Annotated in this window: 13 protein-coding genes and 2 tRNA genes; 9 read left to right on the forward strand and 6 right to left on the reverse strand. The window is 55.5% G+C overall.

Annotation, left to right across the window (positions count from 1 at the left end; all coding sequences use genetic code 11):
• Positions 1 to 5: 5 nt before the first annotated feature.
• The 5 genes from nqrE to ACR0EK_RS11160 are packed head-to-tail and all read right to left on the reverse strand — an operon-like array spanning position 6 to position 4632.
• On the reverse strand, positions 6 to 614 hold the full coding sequence (gene nqrE, locus ACR0EK_RS11140; RefSeq protein ID WP_209507136.1) for an NADH:ubiquinone reductase (Na(+)-transporting) subunit E: 609 nt from the start codon (positions 612 to 614) through the stop codon (positions 6 to 8).
• Positions 614 to 1267 carry an NADH:ubiquinone reductase (Na(+)-transporting) subunit D gene (locus ACR0EK_RS11145; protein ID WP_267365754.1) on the reverse strand — a complete coding sequence of 218 codons (654 nt, stop codon included), beginning with the start codon at positions 1265 to 1267 and terminating at the stop codon, positions 614 to 616. The genes nqrE and ACR0EK_RS11145 overlap by 1 nt, the downstream gene beginning before the upstream one ends.
• A complete protein-coding gene (locus ACR0EK_RS11150; RefSeq protein ID WP_267365756.1) occupies positions 1267 to 2082 on the reverse strand; it encodes a Na(+)-translocating NADH-quinone reductase subunit C in 816 nt (271 codons plus the stop codon). Before ACR0EK_RS11150 ends, ACR0EK_RS11145 begins: the two co-directional genes overlap by 1 nt.
• A complete protein-coding gene (locus ACR0EK_RS11155) occupies positions 2075 to 3283 on the reverse strand; it encodes an NADH:ubiquinone reductase (Na(+)-transporting) subunit B (protein ID WP_480483685.1) in 1209 nt (402 codons plus the stop codon). The genes ACR0EK_RS11150 and ACR0EK_RS11155 overlap by 8 nt, the downstream gene beginning before the upstream one ends.
• Before the next feature lie 5 nt (positions 3284 to 3288).
• Positions 3289 to 4632 carry a Na(+)-translocating NADH-quinone reductase subunit A gene (locus ACR0EK_RS11160; RefSeq protein ID WP_480506988.1) on the reverse strand — a complete coding sequence of 448 codons (1344 nt, stop codon included), beginning with the start codon at positions 4630 to 4632 and terminating at the stop codon, positions 3289 to 3291.
• A 296-nt stretch (positions 4633 to 4928) separates the two neighbouring features.
• Between ACR0EK_RS11160 and ACR0EK_RS11165 the strand changes: the two genes are divergently transcribed.
• Both ACR0EK_RS11165 and ACR0EK_RS11170 read left to right on the forward strand, forming a co-directional pair.
• A complete protein-coding gene (locus tag ACR0EK_RS11165; protein ID WP_480967804.1) occupies positions 4929 to 6044 on the forward strand; it encodes a THUMP domain-containing class I SAM-dependent RNA methyltransferase in 1116 nt (371 codons plus the stop codon).
• A gap of 118 nt (positions 6045 to 6162) precedes the next feature.
• Positions 6163 to 6239 (forward strand) — tRNA-Pro (locus tag ACR0EK_RS11170).
• Between the two features lie 364 nt (positions 6240 to 6603).
• Here ACR0EK_RS11170 and ACR0EK_RS11175 read toward each other — a convergent pair.
• Positions 6604 to 6688: transfer RNA gene (locus tag ACR0EK_RS11175), tRNA-Leu, on the reverse strand.
• 837 nt (positions 6689 to 7525) lie between these two features.
• Here ACR0EK_RS11175 and ACR0EK_RS11180 point away from each other — a divergent pair.
• The 7 genes from ACR0EK_RS11180 to ACR0EK_RS11210 all read left to right on the forward strand — a co-directional run bounded on the left by ACR0EK_RS11180 (position 7526) and on the right by ACR0EK_RS11210 (position 16447).
• Positions 7526 to 7948, forward strand: a complete 423-nt coding sequence (locus tag ACR0EK_RS11180) for a hypothetical protein (RefSeq protein WP_209507691.1) — start codon at positions 7526 to 7528, stop codon at positions 7946 to 7948.
• Positions 7949 to 7950: 2 nt separating this feature from the next.
• The gene (locus ACR0EK_RS11185) at positions 7951 to 9963 is read left to right on the forward strand and encodes a dynamin family protein (RefSeq protein ID WP_480870467.1); all 2013 of its coding nucleotides are present in this window, start codon (positions 7951 to 7953) and stop codon (positions 9961 to 9963) included.
• An 8-nt stretch (positions 9964 to 9971) separates the two neighbouring features.
• The gene (locus ACR0EK_RS11190; RefSeq protein WP_480967805.1) at positions 9972 to 11714 is read left to right on the forward strand and encodes a dynamin family protein; all 1743 of its coding nucleotides are present in this window, start codon (positions 9972 to 9974) and stop codon (positions 11712 to 11714) included.
• A 46-nt stretch (positions 11715 to 11760) separates the two neighbouring features.
• Positions 11761 to 12162: a hypothetical protein gene (locus ACR0EK_RS11195; RefSeq protein WP_480967806.1), complete on the forward strand. Its 402-nt coding sequence runs from the start codon at positions 11761 to 11763 to the stop codon at positions 12160 to 12162.
• A gap of 23 nt (positions 12163 to 12185) precedes the next feature.
• A complete protein-coding gene (locus ACR0EK_RS11200; RefSeq protein ID WP_480967807.1) occupies positions 12186 to 13052 on the forward strand; it encodes a hypothetical protein in 867 nt (288 codons plus the stop codon).
• Positions 13053 to 13121: 69 nt separating this feature from the next.
• A complete protein-coding gene (locus ACR0EK_RS11205) occupies positions 13122 to 15164 on the forward strand; it encodes a dynamin family protein (protein WP_480773654.1) in 2043 nt (680 codons plus the stop codon).
• Complete coding sequence (locus tag ACR0EK_RS11210; protein ID WP_480870453.1) at positions 15161 to 16447, forward strand: dynamin family protein; 1287 nt, start codon at positions 15161 to 15163, stop codon at positions 16445 to 16447. The genes ACR0EK_RS11205 and ACR0EK_RS11210 overlap by 4 nt, the downstream gene beginning before the upstream one ends.
• The last annotated feature ends 23 nt before the right edge of the window (positions 16448 to 16470 follow it).

The following is a 16470-nucleotide window of genomic DNA, read 5'->3' on the forward strand; positions in this document are numbered from 1 at the left end:
CCCCCTTACAGTTTCACGCCCGAGAAGGACATAAAGGCCATCGCCATCAGTCCGGCGGTGATAAAGGTGATGCCCAGCCCCTGAAGCCCGTCCGGCACATCCGAGTATTTCAGCTTTTCGCGCACGCCTGCCATCGCAGTGATTGCCAGCGCCCAGCCGAAACCGGATGAGATGCCATAGGTGGTCGCCTCGGCAAAATTATAGTCGCGTTCGACCATGAACAGCGAACCACCCAGAATGGCACAGTTCACAGTGATCAAAGGCAGGAAGATCCCCAGCGCGTTGTAGAGCGGCGGGAAATACTTATCGAGAATCATTTCGAGGATCTGAACCATCGCTGCGATCACGCCGATATAGGAAATCAGCCCGAGAAAGGTCAGATCCACATCCGGGAACCCGGCCCATGCCAATGCGCCCGGTTTCAGCAGGAAGGACAACAACAGGTTGTTGGCGGGCACGGTGATGGCCTGCACCACCATGACTGATATTCCCAGCCCGATGGCAGTCGAAATCTTTTTCGACACGGCGATGAAGGTACACATGCCAAGGAAAAAGCTGAGCGCAAGGTTTTCGATAAAGACGGCCTTCACGGCCAGAGAGATAAGCCCTTCCATCAGTGCGCCTCTACCTGCTGGATTTTGTATTCACGTTCTTCAACCTGGTTCGGCTTCCACGTGCGGAAAGCCCAGATCAGCAGGCCGATCACGAAGAACGCCGAAGGTGGCAGCAGCAACAGGCCGTTGGGCACGTACCAACCGCCATTGTTGACCGTTTGCAGGATTGTCACGCCGAACAGGCTGCCCGATCCAAACAACTCCCGGATGATGCCCACCAGCATCAGGATCAGGCCATAACCCATGCCGTTACCCAAACCGTCGATGAACGAGGCCACCGGGGGGTTCTTCATGGCGAATGCTTCGGCACGGCCCATTACGATGCAGTTGGTGATGATCAGGCCGACAAACACCGACAGCGTCTTGGAAATCTGAAAGGCATAAGCCTTGAGTATCTGATCCACCAGAATCACGAGCGAGGCGATGATCACCATCTGCACGATGATCCGGATCGAGCCCGGGATCTGGTTGCGCAGCATCGAGATGAACATCGACGAAAACGCCGTCACCGACGTCACCGCTATGGCCATGACAAAGGCCACTTGCAGTGATGAGGTTACAGCCAGTGCCGAACAGATTCCCAGCACCTGCAAGGTGATCGGGTTGTTGTCGACAAGGGGGTCGACCAGCAGCTCTTTCTTGGTCTGCGACATCAGATCTCTCCTGCTTGCAACTTGGCCAGGAACGGCGCGTAACCCGCATCGCCCATCCAGAATTTCACAAGGTTGTCGACCCCGCGCGATGTCAGGGTCGCGCCCGCCAGCGCATCTACGAAAAACTCGGGCCCGGCCGCTGGTTGTGACTTGGCGACGGTGATCTGCAAGGCGCCCGCGTCATCATGCAGTTTCTTGCCGTTCCACAACGCCTTCCAACGCGGGTTGTCCACCTCGGCACCCAGACCAGGCGTTTCACCATGCTGATAGAATTGCAGGCCGAAAATGTCGTTGCCGTTCTTTTCCAGCGCGATGAAGCCATAAAGCGTGGACCACAACCCATAGCCATGCAGCGGCAGGATCACCTTGTCCAACGCTCCGCTGTCGTCGCGCAGCAGATAGATGACCCGATACTTTGCCTTGCGACCAATGCCTGCGGGGTCATCGTCAAGGGCAACACTTAATTCCGGATCACCGGCAGCGGCCAGATCGTCAAAGGTGGCTGGGTCGAACTGATCGTCCGCAAATTCGCCCGTCGCCAGATCCAGAACATGCGGCTCGAACGCGGCAAAGGCCTGGCTGACATCAATGCCGGGTTCATACACCCCCGCCACCTGCAGAATGTTGACCTGCTTGTCCTTCAGCTTGTTGGCCTCCTGCACCGGGCGCAGGCTGACTGCCGCGGCCGACACGATCATCGAGGCAACGAGACAAACCGCAACAGCGATGAAGATCGTTTTGCCAACCGAATCCGGCGAGGCCGCCAGAAACCGGGCAATCGCGCCCTTGCGTTCAGGGGATTGCGTATCAGACATGGCGACGCGCCCTCCGTTTGATGTTGGCCTGAACGACAAAATAGTCGATCAGCGGTGCAAAGACGTTGCCGAACAGAATGGCCAGCATCATACCTTCGGGGAAGGCTGGGTTGATCACACGAATTAACACAACCATGACACCAATCAGTGCACCATAGATATAGCGCCCGACATTGGTGTGGCTTGCCGAGACCGGCTCGGTCACCATGAAAGCCAGACCAAAGGCGTAACCGCCCAACACGACATGCCAGTACCATGGCATTGCGAACATCGGGTTCGTCTCGGACCCGATCAGGTTCAACAGCCAGGTGAACGCAATTGTGCCCGCCAGACATCCCAAAATCAGCCGATAGTTGGCAATCTTGGTGATCAGCAGGAAGGCCAGACCGATCAGGCAGGCCAGAGTCGAGGTTTCCCCGATACTGCCCTGAATGGTGCCGTAAAACGCGCTCCACCAGGTGATACCGTCAGCGGCCAGTGCCTGGTAGCCTTCGGCAGCCGACACAGCCAGAGCCGTCGCCCCGGAAAACCCGTCAACCGGGGTCCAGACTGCATCGCCCGACATCTGCGCGGGATAGGCGAAATACAAAAACGCCCGCCCCACCAAGGCAGGGTTGAGGAAGTTCTTACCAGTGCCGCCGAATACCTCTTTGCCGATGACAACACCAAAGATAATACCCAGGGCAACCTGCCACAGAGGCGTGGTTGCAGGCATGATCAGGGCGTAAAGCATCGAAGTGACAAGAAAGCCTTCATTCACCTCATGCCCGCGGACGGTTGCGAAAATGACTTCGAAAATACCGCCTGCCACCAACGTGACAATATAGATCGGCAGGAAGTACATAAGCCCGTGCATGACATTGGCAAAAATACTGTCCGGATTCAACGAGATGCCAAGAACCTGAAGAATTGCAATCCGCCAACCAGTTGCAGACTCTGGGCCAAGCGCGGCAATGGCCGAATTTGCCTGATAACCGGTGTTCCACATTCCCCACAGGATGCAAGGAATAGTGGCAATCACGACATATGTCATGATGCGCTTCATATCCACGTAAGACCGCGCATGAGGAGCAACGGTGGTTACGGTTTTCGGAGTGTAGATGAAGCTTTCCACCATCTCGTAGATCGGAAAAAGCTTCTCGTACTTGCCGCCCTTGGTAAAGTTCGGCTCGATCCGGTCAAAGAAGTTACGCAATCCCATTCGGATCAGCCCTCCTTTTCAATCTTTTTCAGGCAGTCGCGCAGCGCCAGCCCGTATTCATATTTCGCCGGACAGGCAAAGCCCACAAGGCCCAGATCCTCTTCGTCCAGCTCAAGCGCTCCCAGTGCCTGAGCCGTATCCGTATCCATCACCAGCAACGCCCGAAGCAATTGTGTGGGCAGGTAATCCTGCGGCATCAACTCCTCGAACACGCCTGTTGGCACCATTGCACGGCGGCCACCGTTCAGGTTGGACGTGAAAGCATAGAGTTTCCTGGAAAAGGCCGAGCCCAATACCGGCTGGACGGAATACTTGGAAGGCATTGGTCGGATCCAACCCATCGGAATCTGATCGTGATCCTCTCGGATGATACAGATCTGACGGGCAAACCGCCCCAGATATGCGGTCGGTCCGTCGGCATGTTGACCCGACAGGATCGAACCCGAGATAATGCGGGGCGTTCCGTCCACACTTACCTCACCTCGTGTCAAGTCGTCCGTGGACGCGCCCATCACGGTGCGGATCAAACGCGGCTGACGCGCACCGGGCCCGGTCAAGGCGATCACAACACTCGGATCCAGACGCCCGGTCTGCATCAGGCGGCCAATCGCGATGGTGTCCTGATAACCGATAGTCCAGACTTGCTTTTCCCCCGAAATCGGTTCGAGGAAGTGAATATGCGTTCCTGCCAGGCCCGATGGATGTGGACCGGAAAACGCCACGGCCTCGACACCGGCGACATCCGCGCCGGGGATCGTGTCACCTTGTTTCTGGCAAATATAAGTCTTGCCTTCGGTTAGCTTGCTGACTGCCGCCAACCCAGCAGCAAAGGCCTCGGGCGCTTCGGCAATGATCGTGGCGGCATCAGCCGCCAAAGGGTCACTGTCCATGGCGGTCACGAAAATCGCGTTCGGCTTGGCACCGGGTTCCGGCATTTTCGAATAAGGCCTCGTGCGGAATGAGGTCCATAGACCAGCGACGCACAGTTTTGCAGTCACGCCTTCGGCGCTGTGCGCATCGCCCACGCTCGAAAAATCCAAGCCCGTGTCATTGGCGTCGGACACTTCGATGACGACGCTCTGCAACACCCTGCGGGCACCCCGGTTGATGGCAACAATCTTGCCTGTCACCGGTGCAACCATCATCGCGTCAGGCGCATCTTTGTGACAAAAGAGCGGCGTACCCCGCTCGACACTATCACCTTCCTGCACCAGCATCTTTGGCTTCAGGCCAATGTAATCCCCACCCAGAACGCCAACGGTCGAGTATTCCGGACCCGGATGAATGGTTTGGTCGGGAGCGCCTTCCACTGGCAGGTCCAACCCTTTTTTAAGTTTGAAAGTTTGCATGCCGCTACGTTCTTCCAAGCCTCTTTCCTGCGCCAGCCCTGCCGACACCCTTTAGGGGTCATGCAATAACGCGGTTTTTTCCGGTGCCCATCGCAAAAGCGTCGAAACGGGTCCAAATTCCGCAGGCGTATTTCTGATCACGGACCCTTTACGCGCGGATGCCCGCAAACGCAAACCTGTTACCGCCGAAAGTTAAGATCAAACTGCAAAATCTTGGAGTTTTCCCTCAAGATGGCCAAAAATTCGGGTCAAAATTGCGTGTCGCGCCCGCTGAACTTCCAGTGTAAGCAACCGGAATGAAAAAAGACACAGACTTCGAAATCTTTCTGATTGCCACCCCGGGCCTTGAAGCCCCCCTCTGCGCCGAGGCGCAGTCCAACGGGTTCGCTCAGGTCAAGACGATTCCAGGGGGTGTCATTTGCCGTGGTTCGTGGTCCGAGGTCTGGCGCGCCAACCTGACCTTACGCGGTGCAAACAAGGTTCTGGTTCGTCTGGGCAGTTTTCCTGCCGTGCATCTAGCCCAATTGGACAAACGTGCGCGCAAATTCCCGTGGGGCGAGTTCCTGCGCTCCGATGTTCCGGTCAAAGTCGAGGCCACCAGCCGCAAATCCAGAATATATCATGCCGGTGCCGCACGGCAGAGAGTTGAACAAGCGATATCCGAAACTCTGGGCGCTCCGATATCATCCGACGCCGATGTCAGGATCTTGCTGAGAATCGAAAAGGACATCTGTACATTTTCCATCGACAGTTCTGGAGAGCTTTTGCACAAGCGTGGTCATAAAGAAGCAATTGCCAAAGCGCCAATGCGCGAAACGATGGCAGCCATGTTTCTGCGTGACTGCGGATTTAGCGGCAATGAACCGGTGTTGGACCCGATGTGCGGTTCGGGTACTTTCGTGATCGAAGCCGCCGAGATTGCCCTGGGGCTGCGCCCTGGTCGGTCCCGCAGCTTTGCGTTTGAAAACCTTGCGAGCTTCGACCCTGACCGCTGGCAAGACATGCGCGGTGATCCCAAGGTCGCAGAGTGTTTTCTCACCTTCTGCGGCTCAGACCGCAACGCCGGGGCAATCGAAGCCGCAACAGCCAATGCCGAGAGAGCACGGGTAAGCGCCAATACGCGATTTCAACAGCTTTCCGTCAGTGACATCAAACCCCCTGCGGGACCCGCCGGGCTGGTCATTGTGAACCCTCCCTACGGAGCGCGAATTGGAGATGAAAAGCGTCTGCGCTCTGTCTACGGAGCCTTGGGTAAATCTTTGATGAGCCGGTTTCAAGGATGGCGTGTCGGGATTGTGACCAGCGCTCCGGCTTTGGCTCGGGCGACCCGCCTGCCTTTGCTGGCGCCCGGTCCGGTCGTAGACCACGGAGGCACCAAGATCCGTCTGTACAAAACGGATCCGCTGCCATGAGAGTCGCGTGACCTGTTTAGCCCGTCCGTTGTCGATCCAAAGACGGAAGATTAGGATGATCGCTTCTCAAAATCCTCTTGCGCATCGGCAAAGCCGCGTATAGATCACCCGCCACGGTCGGAGTGTAGCTCAGCCTGGTAGAGCACTGTCTTCGGGAGGCAGGGGCCGGAGGTTCGAATCCTCTCACTCCGACCAGTAAAACAAGGCGCCCAAGGGCGCCTTTGTTGTTTGCAGCAGCTCGCCCGAAACAGTATCCACAGCATTTCTGGCACTGGATGTGCTTACTTCGATCTCAATCTTCATCCATAATCCACGGCAGCAATATCTCGTATCTTCCTATCATTGATCCCAGCGGCCTTCTTAACCTCTTCCGGACTTATGGGCCGATAAGGAAAGCCCTATTCATCAGTGGAAAAGATAAGCACCGTTGAGTGCGCTAGAGATGTGCGATTGGATCGAAGACAGGGAAACCAGCAGCGATTGAACTTGGGGAACAATTGCGGGCAAAACCTAACTGAACAATAGATGCTAATATCTTCAAAACTTTAGTTGATCAAAGTGGTGCGGGTGGAGGGACTTGAACCCCCACGCCTTGCGGCGCCAGAACCTAAATCTGGTGCGTCTACCAATTTCGCCACACCCGCAACTCAGCGCCGCAGCGCTGGAATGAAGCGGTCAATAACAAAGCTTGCTTCCGAGCGCGAGAGGTAAAATACACGTATCGCCAAGTTTGTAGATCCTCTGATGAGATATTGAGCAACCACGGTACCTCATGAAAATGTATAGCCCTAAGAGACTTGTCAGTGGAAAACTGATGGGAACATCAGTGGCCGTGAAACCCGATATCCTGAGGGACAAAGACCACGCAAGTTTGGAAGAGCTGTTCATTCCTGCCGAAGTTTAGATTTCGGCCAAGTTAGCCTGCGAAATATCTCGTTTACGTTGACCAAAGGCCAAAAAGACAAGCTGACAGCCTGTTGCTAGATCACCAATAGCGAATATAGAAATCATCCTTCACTGCCCTCACATGCTCATAATTGAATCCTTGGGACGAAGCGCGGGATTACCCACCCCGACACCCCAGGAAACGCATCTGCGACCCTTTCCAACTCAGAGAGAGACTTCAGGTTTCTGAAATAACAAGAATGGCTTACTCGGCTGTGGTGCCCTTCACGGCCACACAGATTATCGAATGACCTGTACCGTCAAGTGCAAGCAATTGTGTTCCGCCGGTCCCCGCTCGGTTTCACACTGTAGGTGCCGAGTGGCGCTTGCGTCATAGGCATTCCCGCGCAGGTTGAGGCATTCTCAAGAGCGCTCCACCACAAAGCTGCCACATTTCAAACGCCAAAAAATCTTATTCACGTCAAAATAAGACCGCCTTGAAGGGTCTTGTTGTTTAGCAGGAGTTAATGAGTCTTTTTTGCCACTTTGGCGCCGGTACGAGTTTCCTGCTCAACTCCAGTACAAGGTTTACTGCTGTGACCGATCTGAATCCCTCCGCTACTGCCGAGCAAGAGGCTGTCTTCTTTGCTCGCGAAAGCTTTCTTGGCGAACTCAAGATCCTGAACCGGGACCACCCGAACACGGGCTTTGGGATTTCGCTCCGAACCCATTCCGGAGACCACTACCTGCTGGCCAATGCGCGTATGCCATTGCCCGCGGTCAAATCCGAAGGTTTCCCGACCGGACGCCGCGTTGCGTGCCTTGAAAACGGCGATCGCTTCAGCTCGATCGAAGTGCTGGCTGACGCCAAGGCTTACGAAACCATCAGCCCGCGCGCCGAGGCTGACATTCTGGGCAACGCTTTGGACCTGATCGCACGTATCGACACGCTGACAGGAATTCCAACGGGCCGTCCTTCGCATGAACCCCGCATCGCAGCTACGGGAACCGGAGGTTAAGCATGGCGCGCAATGATCACCTGTTGTCTGTAGGCAACGAAGCTCTGGCGCCAATGACTTCGGCAATGTCATCACTGACGGCGCAGATTGATCAATTGACTGAGGTGGCTGATGCGCGCTCCTCGGCACGTCTGGCAACACTCAAGACCCGGATGGAAAACTTCACCGCCAGCATCACCATGGTCGGTCAGGTAAAAGCGGGCAAATCATCGATTGTAAACATTCTTGCGGGGCGCCCATCTTTGCTTCCGTCGGATGTGAACCCGTGGACGTCGGTCGTCACAACCCTGAACATCAACACGCGTCCACCGGGCGATACCAAGGCCAAGTTCACCTTCTTTGAGCAGGAAGAATGGGACAATCTGATGGTCGGGGGTGGCCGGTTGGGCGAATTGGCCAACCGTGCCGGTGCAGATGACGAGATGGAGGACATTCGCCGTCAGATCGGCGAGATGAAAGCAAAGTCGGAAGAGCGTCTTGGAAAGCACTTCGATCTGATACTTGGCCAAAGCCACCAATACGATCACTTCGATGAAGAACTGATCCAAAGGTATGTCTGCCTGGGCGATGAGGACGACCCGGATATCAATCCAAAAACAGGCCGGTTCGCAGATGTGACCAAGTCGGCCGAGTTGTACATGGATATCCCTCAGTACCCGATTGCGCTGAAGCTTTGTGATACGCCGGGTGTCAACGATACCTTCATGGTGCGTGAACAGATTACCCTGCGCAGCCTGCGCGGGTCCGAAGTCTGTGTTGTGGTGCTTGCCGCAAGCCAGGCCCTGACCACCATGGACATGGCCTTGATGCGGATCATCGCCCAATTTGAGAACCGCCAGATTGTCCTGTTTGTGAACCGGATTGACGAGTTGTCAGACCCGGTCAATCAAGTCCCCGAAATCCGCGACCGGATTCTGGACACTCTGAAACAGAACAACATCGACGCAAAGACAAGTGTCGTGTTCGGCAGTGCCTTGTGGGCCGAGGCAGCACTGACCGGGAACCCCGAGATTCTGAACGAGGAATCCCGCGAAGCACTCAATACATTTTACCTCGCTGCCGGGTTCGGTGATCAGGCCCCCTCGCTGGATAAAATCTGGGCATTGTCCGGTTTGCCTGACCTGCTGCTGGCGATAAACGAGCGTATTGCAGAAGGTGCCGGAGCGCGGCTGATGGATCGGGTTCGCCATCGCGCCCGCAACATCGCCAGCCAGATTCGTGCCACCGCCGTGGCAAAGACTCTGTCAGAGGGTGAAGGCGTTGCGCGTGATCTTGACGGTGTTTCTCCGGAAGATGCAATTGCGAAAGTTTCTGCTGAATATGAAAAGAAAGCAGCCGAACTGACCAATGCATTACGTGACAAAGTATTGGAGCGCCTGAACTCAGCCGAGGCGAATTTTGTGAAGCGCGCCACGGATTCTCTGATCGCGCACCTTGAAAAGAATGGCGAGCAAGGCACTTGGCAATACGACCCTGCTGGATTGAGGACTTTGCAAAAAGCCGCTTATTTCAGTTTTGCCCGCGCAATGCGTAAGGATGCTGGCGCGCTCTACTCAACTGCGGCTGCAGATGTCGAAGCGTTGTATCACAAAATTCTTGGCAACCACCTGGGCGAATTCAGCATCGAAGCACCTATCGTGCCGCGCGTTCCACCACCATTGGGGATTGGCCGGACGATCGCTCTGGACCTGCAAAGTACCTGGTGGCGACGCTGGTGGCAAAAGCGCAAAGGCTTTGAAGCATACGCTGCCGATTACACACGCCTGATCGCGTCCGAGGCGAATTCGATCACCAAGGATATCGAGGAAAACCAGATTGCGGCCGTGTTGGAAAACGTCCGCGCTATTCTGGCGGATTTCATGCGGGAACAGAAGGAAACGTTGCTGAGCATCTCATCATCAGCAGACAAAAACTCCGGCCAGACCTCGGCAGCGATGGCGGGCCTGCAACCTCAGAAATCGCGAGACGAGATTCTGGGTGACATCCTGAAAGACCTAAGCAACGAAGCGGCATAAGTAGAAAAATGGCAAAAGATTCACAAACACGCTTTGTTTCACCGAAAGCATGGGAACGTATCGAGCAGTGGTCCCGCCGCAAACCGGTTTTCGCTTTGATGGGTGAATTCAGCGCTGGCAAATCCACACTGATGAACTTTTTACTGCGAACGCAAACCTTGCCAACGCAGGTTACTGCAACCCAGTTACCACCGGTCTGGTTTAGCTGGGGCAGTGAAAAACCATATATCAAGCGACATGACGGAAGCGTTGAGCCAATCGAACTGGATCAGCTTGAGACTGTTGGCGTCAACGACGCGCAGTTCATTCGTATCTTCCTTGAGGCAGACATTTTGGAAGCCGTCGATCTGATCGACACCCCCGGCATCTCGGACCCCAAAATCTCGACAGATGTCTGGCAGCGCGCAGTCGGGCAGGCAAACGGCGTCATTTGGTGCACCCATGCGACGCAAGCCTGGCGCGAAACCGAACGTGCAACGTGGGTTTCGCTGCCGGACCGCTTGCAACACAACTCGCTGCTGTTGGTGACGCGGGCGGATGCACTAAACCTTAAAGACCGTCAAAAGGTTCTGCGACGTGTCAATCGCGAAGCCGGACATCTGTTCAACCGGTCCATTTTGTTTTCCGCCCGGGATGCGATCAATGCCCGCGACAAGACTGGCGACGCCGAAATGTGGTCGCGCAGCGGTGGCGGCAAGATGATCGACAGTTTTCTGGAAATCACAGAACAGATCATGGACAATCGCGCCGATCAGCTGGCGCGGTACCAGATCGACAAAAGCCAGTCCGGCGCATTCAAGGTTCAACCACTGCGCCCCGCCCGCAAACCAGACGACCGAGAGGCACTGGCGGACGGCATCGAAGCTACTCCTTTGCGGCTGGTCAATCCGCTGGAAAACGAACAGCAACCAGAAGCCGACGATCATAATGTCGTAACAAGCTTCCCCATCCGGCCAGCCCGTGTAGAGCGACGCGTTGACGAAGGCGAACGGGTTCGGATCAACCCGGAAGACGCTGAACGGCTGCGGGCAGAAATGGTATCAGACACCGAGCAGATGCCTGAGGAAACCGATACCAGCGACGAGTTGCGTGCCTTCTTCAAGGACACCTCAAGCGATCCTCTTGAGTTGAAGAATGTCGCCGGTCTGGAAGAAGACGTGGACGAGTTCGACCTGTCCGGTGAATTCGGTGCTGCCGATAATGCTGACGACCTGCTGGGTGACGCTCCTGATGCTGAAACGGGCGACAAGCCCGTTGATGACGTGCTGACCTCGTTGAACACGACTCTGCGTGAAGCCGCGGCCGAAGCGGACGAAGTCGAAGTTTTCACGCCGGAAGTTGAATCGCGTGATGATCGGGGTATCGAAGTCTCGGTATCCTCCATTGCGGCTCTGATGGCCGCTCAGCCCGAGAACAACGCCGAGGATTACGAACCTGAGCCTGAGACAAACGGCTTGATAGAAGTCGTAGCCTCAGTCGAGGAAGACGCCCGCGATATCCGCCACGATGCGCACATCGATCTTCCAGAATCCGCAGCCGGGTCGCCGCTTAGCGCGTCGGATATGTGGCGGGAAATTACAATCAAGGAGGACCTGCCAAAGGACGCAGTCGGGCTTCAGAATGTATTCAAAGCCTTTCTTGCCGAATTTGACCAGATCGCAGTTGAATATAGTGCGAAACAGTCCAGACACCCCCCGCAAGCCATTCCAAAAACGAAAGAAAACAGCAATGCAGAATGGCATGTTTTATAAGGATGCCTTAATCAAGGCGCTGAAAAGAAGGACGATAAAGAGTTAAATGTCCATTCAGGATGCATTGAACACCGCGATTGAAACGATACCCGACTGCATTGCAGCCGGGTATATCGACATGGAGACCGGCATGCTTTTGGGCAGCAGTGTCTCTGATTCTGATTGCGCTGAATCGCTGGAGACTTTGGCAATAGCAGTGGCCAATCTGTTTCAGGGGCGGGGTGTCGCTGCATTTGAAGCGCTCTTGCACGAGGCCGGAAACACTGATGAGGAAAACGCCGGGTTTGGGGAAATCGCGATATTTTCAAAAGACCGGTTGAACATCTTTTTGCGGACCAAGGAATATCCTGATCATGTGGTCTGCTATATCTGCCGCAACAGCACGAATGTAGGGCTGGCGCTCACGAAATCGCATCTCAGTCTCAAGCCGGTTGCGGCTGCAGTCTGAACGGGACCAGAGGGGGTCACGGTATGATGGACACAGACATTCTCGACATGCTCGAAGATATCGGGCGGTCTTCGGTTGCCCGCCTGTCTCCGACGGTGATTGTCCCCGGTGAAACTGCAACCGCCCGTCGGGCGGCTGTGTTGCGTTTCATTCGCGGAACGATATTGCCCAGACGACTGGAGCTGACCGCGGCCAACGGAAGCTGCCTGAAAATCGAAGTAAACAGCTCCCGGATCACGGATGTGTTTCAGGTGCCGTCCGGGCAGATCCCAGATTTCGAAACGGAATCACGTACCGCGCTGGTCGACAAGCTGGCCCAACTGATTTCAGACATTTCAGCCGCCCCTGCCCCACTGGAACTGATGTCTGGAAAGCCAGCCTCGACGCTGGAGGCTGATGATGTTGGTATTACGCTGAGTGAGATCGAGAACGCCTGCGCCGGAATTGAGCTTTCCTCTGAGCCAATCGTGTCTGTCGTTCCGGACGTTGAAAAACCTTCAGACAACAGCCCTGCCCCGGCAGCAGGGTCGGGCAATTCGTTGGCGCAACAGTTTTTTGACGGGGCTGCACGCTTTGCCACAGGTCGTGTTCTTGTGGACAGTATGGAAAACACTGCGCTGGCTTTCGAAGGAACCTGCAAACCTTCCGAGGGAATGCACCCCAATCAAGAGATTTTGACACGTTTTGTTTCGGATCTTGCTGGTTGGAACAACGACACCCGGGACGAATTCGAAGGCCCACATCTGATCGTCATACGGCCATCGGGTGGTAAGGGTGCGGGCATGGCTGTTCTGAGCGACAACGAACAGATTGCTGTGGCCATTCATGATGCCCGCAAACTTGGTGCGGTAATCAATCTTTGGAAATCTTTGGAGGAGGCTGAGGAATGACCGCCCCCAAAGCATTCAAATTTTCGACTAATTCAATGCGTTGTTTTTTTGTAGTCAGGGTAAAGAGTAATGAGTGAAACACATCGCCGCGAGCTTATTCGCATCGCAGAAGACATGAACGGGACAAGCAATGACGAAACACGTCAGTTCATATCGCGCATCATTGGTGATCTGGGAAAACTGAAACCGTCAGTTGCCTTTGTCGGGCAGATCAAGGCAGGAAAGTCGCGCTTGATCAACGGCTTCACCGGTCAGGCAGAATACCTGCCGTCGGACGTGAACCCCTGGACGACCGTGATCACCGACATGCATTTCGGGCACCCGAACGGTCGAACCGAAGGAGCCGAGTTCCATTTCTTCGACAACTATCAGTGGCAATCACTGATCGCCGAAGGCGAAGAGTTGCGCAACATGTTCCCGGATGACGAGGACAGCTACAAGCGCGAGATGATCGAAGAGCAGGTCGAAGCCATGAAGACCCGGGCGCGTCGGCGACTGGGGGACAGTTATGAACAGCTGTTGGGTCAACATCACGATCTGGATCAACTGACATCCGATGATCTGGCGCGTTACGTGTGCGCTGGGGACGACCCCGCAGAAGATGGGACAATTGACCCCGGCAGTGATCGCGGACTTTACAGCGACATCACGCGCAAGGCCGAGGTCTATTTTGACATCGGACATTTCCCATTCCCTCTGACCGTCACCGATACGCCCGGAGTAAATGACCCCCTGCTGATCCGTGAGGAGATTTCCCGCCAGTATCTCAAAGAATCCGATTTCTTTGTGGTGGTTCTGTCAGCGCATCAGGCGTTGTCGCGTGCGGACCTGAAACTGTTCCGGCTGATGCAGGCACTGGAACTTGGACAGATCGTTGTCTTCATCAACCGTGTCGATGAATTGGGCGGCGGGGCCGAAGATGCGGCAAAAGTGCGTCTGGATGTTGTAGACGGGCTGGAAAAAGCTTTGGGTACTTCGAATATCGATGTCCTGATGGGCAGCGCACAATGGGCGCACTATGCGCTGACCGGCGATGAAACCGGTGTGAACCACGATCATATTCTGGCGTGGTTGCGGGCGCACCCGGAACAGATGCAACAATACCTGAACGGTGTGGCCGAGATCAAACGAGGGCCGGGGCCCATCAGCCGTGAGGCTGTCTTGCGGTTTGCTGCTATGATCGCGTCAGGCTTGCCGGACTTGCGCCGCCATGTCACTCAGGCTTTGACGGAGGGGCCGATAAACGAACAGCTGCGGATGGCGTGGCAGCATCTCGACAGCTTCGCGCGTGGCGATTTGGAGCGGTCCCAGGTACATCTTCGTGCCCTGAAAGATGAAGGCAGCGCGGGTGCACACACCGCTGAGGACAGCGACAAGACGCTGAGCGATCTGCGCAAACTGATTGCGGATAAATCGCAAGACATTGTCAAGGACATGGACGACGTTCTTTCAAACCTGCGTGGGGTCATGGACGACACGGTCTCTGAATCCGTCTTTGTTGTGGTGCGCGGACCTGAAGGACAATCCCCATTGCTTGCCAAAGGCGGCGCTACCGAGTTGAATTTCACCCCTTTACGCGAACACATGCGCGAGCTGGTGCAAGGCGCGTCGCAAGTGGTGCGGCAACGCATGTTGAGCGAGCTTTACGCGATCGACATGCAATGCAACGCCGCTTTGCGGGCACTGCCAGGGTGGCAGGAACCAGTCGACAATCGCATGAACACAAGTGCAGTGCGTTGGTTCCGCCCGGACACCACCGCCCTGACCCGTGGCATTACCGTTGAGCTGCGTGTAAACTGGTTGTCGCGCCTGATATCGCGCAACAGTGTTGTGACGCGGGCCGAGCGCATGATCGTGCAGGAATTCGAGTTAATTGGTGATGACCTGATCGACACAACGCGTGAAAACCTTCTGGAACGGTTGAAAACTGTTCTGGATCATTACTTGGCCCTGTTGGCAGGCCATCTTGAGCACCGTTCCGGAGCGGGTGAGTTGAATGCTCAGGCGGAAGCACAAGCTGCGTTCGAACGGGCGCGCCGTATTGCTGACGAGTTGGATGGTGTCTTTGGAACAAGCAACGTGGACGAACGACAAGCAGAGGCTGCGGAATGATTGAGTTTCCCGGAACCGAACAGGAAGTGCGCCAGCTGGAGCGTTTTCTGACAACGACAGAAAAACTGTCGTCGGACCCGAAATTGGAAGATATGCGCGCACGGGCCCTGGCCCACGCCGAGCGCCTGTCCAACGCGGTCAACATCGGTTTCGCCGGAGAGTTCGGGGCGGGCAAGTCAAGCCTTGCGAACATGCTGGCAGGGGCGGATATCCTTCCAACCGGTCCGCAGCACCTGAAGCTGCCACTTGTCATCGTTGCCTACGCGGATACGCCAGAGACGACAGTCGGCTGGTGGAACAAGGAGCCAAAGACATATTCTGGCATAGCACTGGAAAAGGCCGCTGCGGATGAGCCTGACTTTATTTCGGTTGGATTGAACACACCTGCTCTCAAAGAGATATCACTGTTCGATCTTCCCGGCTCTGGCGCATTGGATGATACATACAAACAGACACTGGACCTGCTGAAATTCGTCGACTGTGCCATCTGGTGTACCAACGGCACAAGCGCATGGCGTGAAACAGAACGGCATTTGTGGGCGCAGGTGCCGCCCGAGCTAAGAGCCAACAGCCTGCTGGCAGTTACACATGCTGATTTGCCCCCGGTGCAGGCAGCTCTGGATCGGGTACTGGCTCGATTGAACAAAGAAAAAGAAGGACTGTTTCGCGCTGTGGTCCCAATTGGCACGCCCGTCGCGGTGCGCGCCATGGCACAAGAGCCGGAACCAGATTTTGATCTTTGGGAAAACTGTGGCGGCCAAGAACTCGCGGAAAAGGTCCTTGATGCGGCGTCTGACCGGCGGCGCAGTGACCTTGACGCTGCCCGGAAGGATCTGAAGCACGAGTTTCTGCCATTCCTGGAAACATTGAATGGGCCAGAGCCGGAACCTTCCGTCAACGATGCTGCGTCAATGCAGTCAACGCTCGGGTCTGCCCTTCCGCCACTGAACAACCCCATTCTTGAAGACTGGTTGGCTGCCATTGCCAGCATTTATGAAGATCTGCGTGACACCACTGCCATTGAACCCGCAGCTTTTTTGCAAAGCTGCCAGGAAATCGTCGAAGATTTCGCGGAACGGCTGGACCAAGGTGGCGAGATCGATCCGGATGCTGACTGGATTCCGGCCGAATTCGAAAAAGCGACTGACTTGTTGTTGTTGCTTCAGTTTGAAAGCGGAGATGCGCCTTTGAAAGACGCAATCAGCATACTTGTACAGCTTGGTGACAACCTTGCATGGGCTGGCAGTACCGTCGCCGCGGCACAATCCAAAACCGGTACCTAGCACTTTCCATCAGGATTGAAGCG

It is taken from the genome of Ruegeria sp. AE4 (genome assembly GCF_056542185.1).

What these genes read in the sequence shown, in the direction of transcription:
- nqrE (WP_209507136.1), bottom strand. Translation starts at nt 614, where the DNA reads ATGGAAGGGCTTATCTCTCTGGCCGTGAAGGCCGTCTTTATCGAAAAC.
- ACR0EK_RS11145 (WP_267365754.1), bottom strand. Translation starts at nt 1,267, where the DNA reads ATGTCGCAGACCAAGAAAGAGCTGCTGGTCGACCCCCTTGTCGACAAC.
- ACR0EK_RS11150 (WP_267365756.1), bottom strand. Translation starts at nt 2,082, where the DNA reads ATGTCTGATACGCAATCCCCTGAACGCAAGGGCGCGATTGCCCGGTTT.
- ACR0EK_RS11155 (WP_480483685.1), bottom strand. Translation starts at nt 3,283, where the DNA reads ATGGGATTGCGTAACTTCTTTGACCGGATCGAGCCGAACTTTACCAAG.
- ACR0EK_RS11160 (WP_480506988.1), bottom strand. Translation starts at nt 4,632, where the DNA reads ATGCAAACTTTCAAACTTAAAAAAGGGTTGGACCTGCCAGTGGAAGGC.
- ACR0EK_RS11165 (WP_480967804.1), top strand. Translation starts at nt 4,929, where the DNA reads ATGAAAAAAGACACAGACTTCGAAATCTTTCTGATTGCCACCCCGGGC.
- ACR0EK_RS11185 (WP_480870467.1), top strand. Translation starts at nt 7,951, where the DNA reads ATGGCGCGCAATGATCACCTGTTGTCTGTAGGCAACGAAGCTCTGGCG.
- ACR0EK_RS11190 (WP_480967805.1), top strand. Translation starts at nt 9,972, where the DNA reads ATGGCAAAAGATTCACAAACACGCTTTGTTTCACCGAAAGCATGGGAA.
- ACR0EK_RS11195 (WP_480967806.1), top strand. Translation starts at nt 11,761, where the DNA reads ATGTCCATTCAGGATGCATTGAACACCGCGATTGAAACGATACCCGAC.
- ACR0EK_RS11200 (WP_480967807.1), top strand. Translation starts at nt 12,186, where the DNA reads ATGATGGACACAGACATTCTCGACATGCTCGAAGATATCGGGCGGTCT.
- ACR0EK_RS11205 (WP_480773654.1), top strand. Translation starts at nt 13,122, where the DNA reads ATGAGTGAAACACATCGCCGCGAGCTTATTCGCATCGCAGAAGACATG.
- ACR0EK_RS11210 (WP_480870453.1), top strand. Translation starts at nt 15,161, where the DNA reads ATGATTGAGTTTCCCGGAACCGAACAGGAAGTGCGCCAGCTGGAGCGT.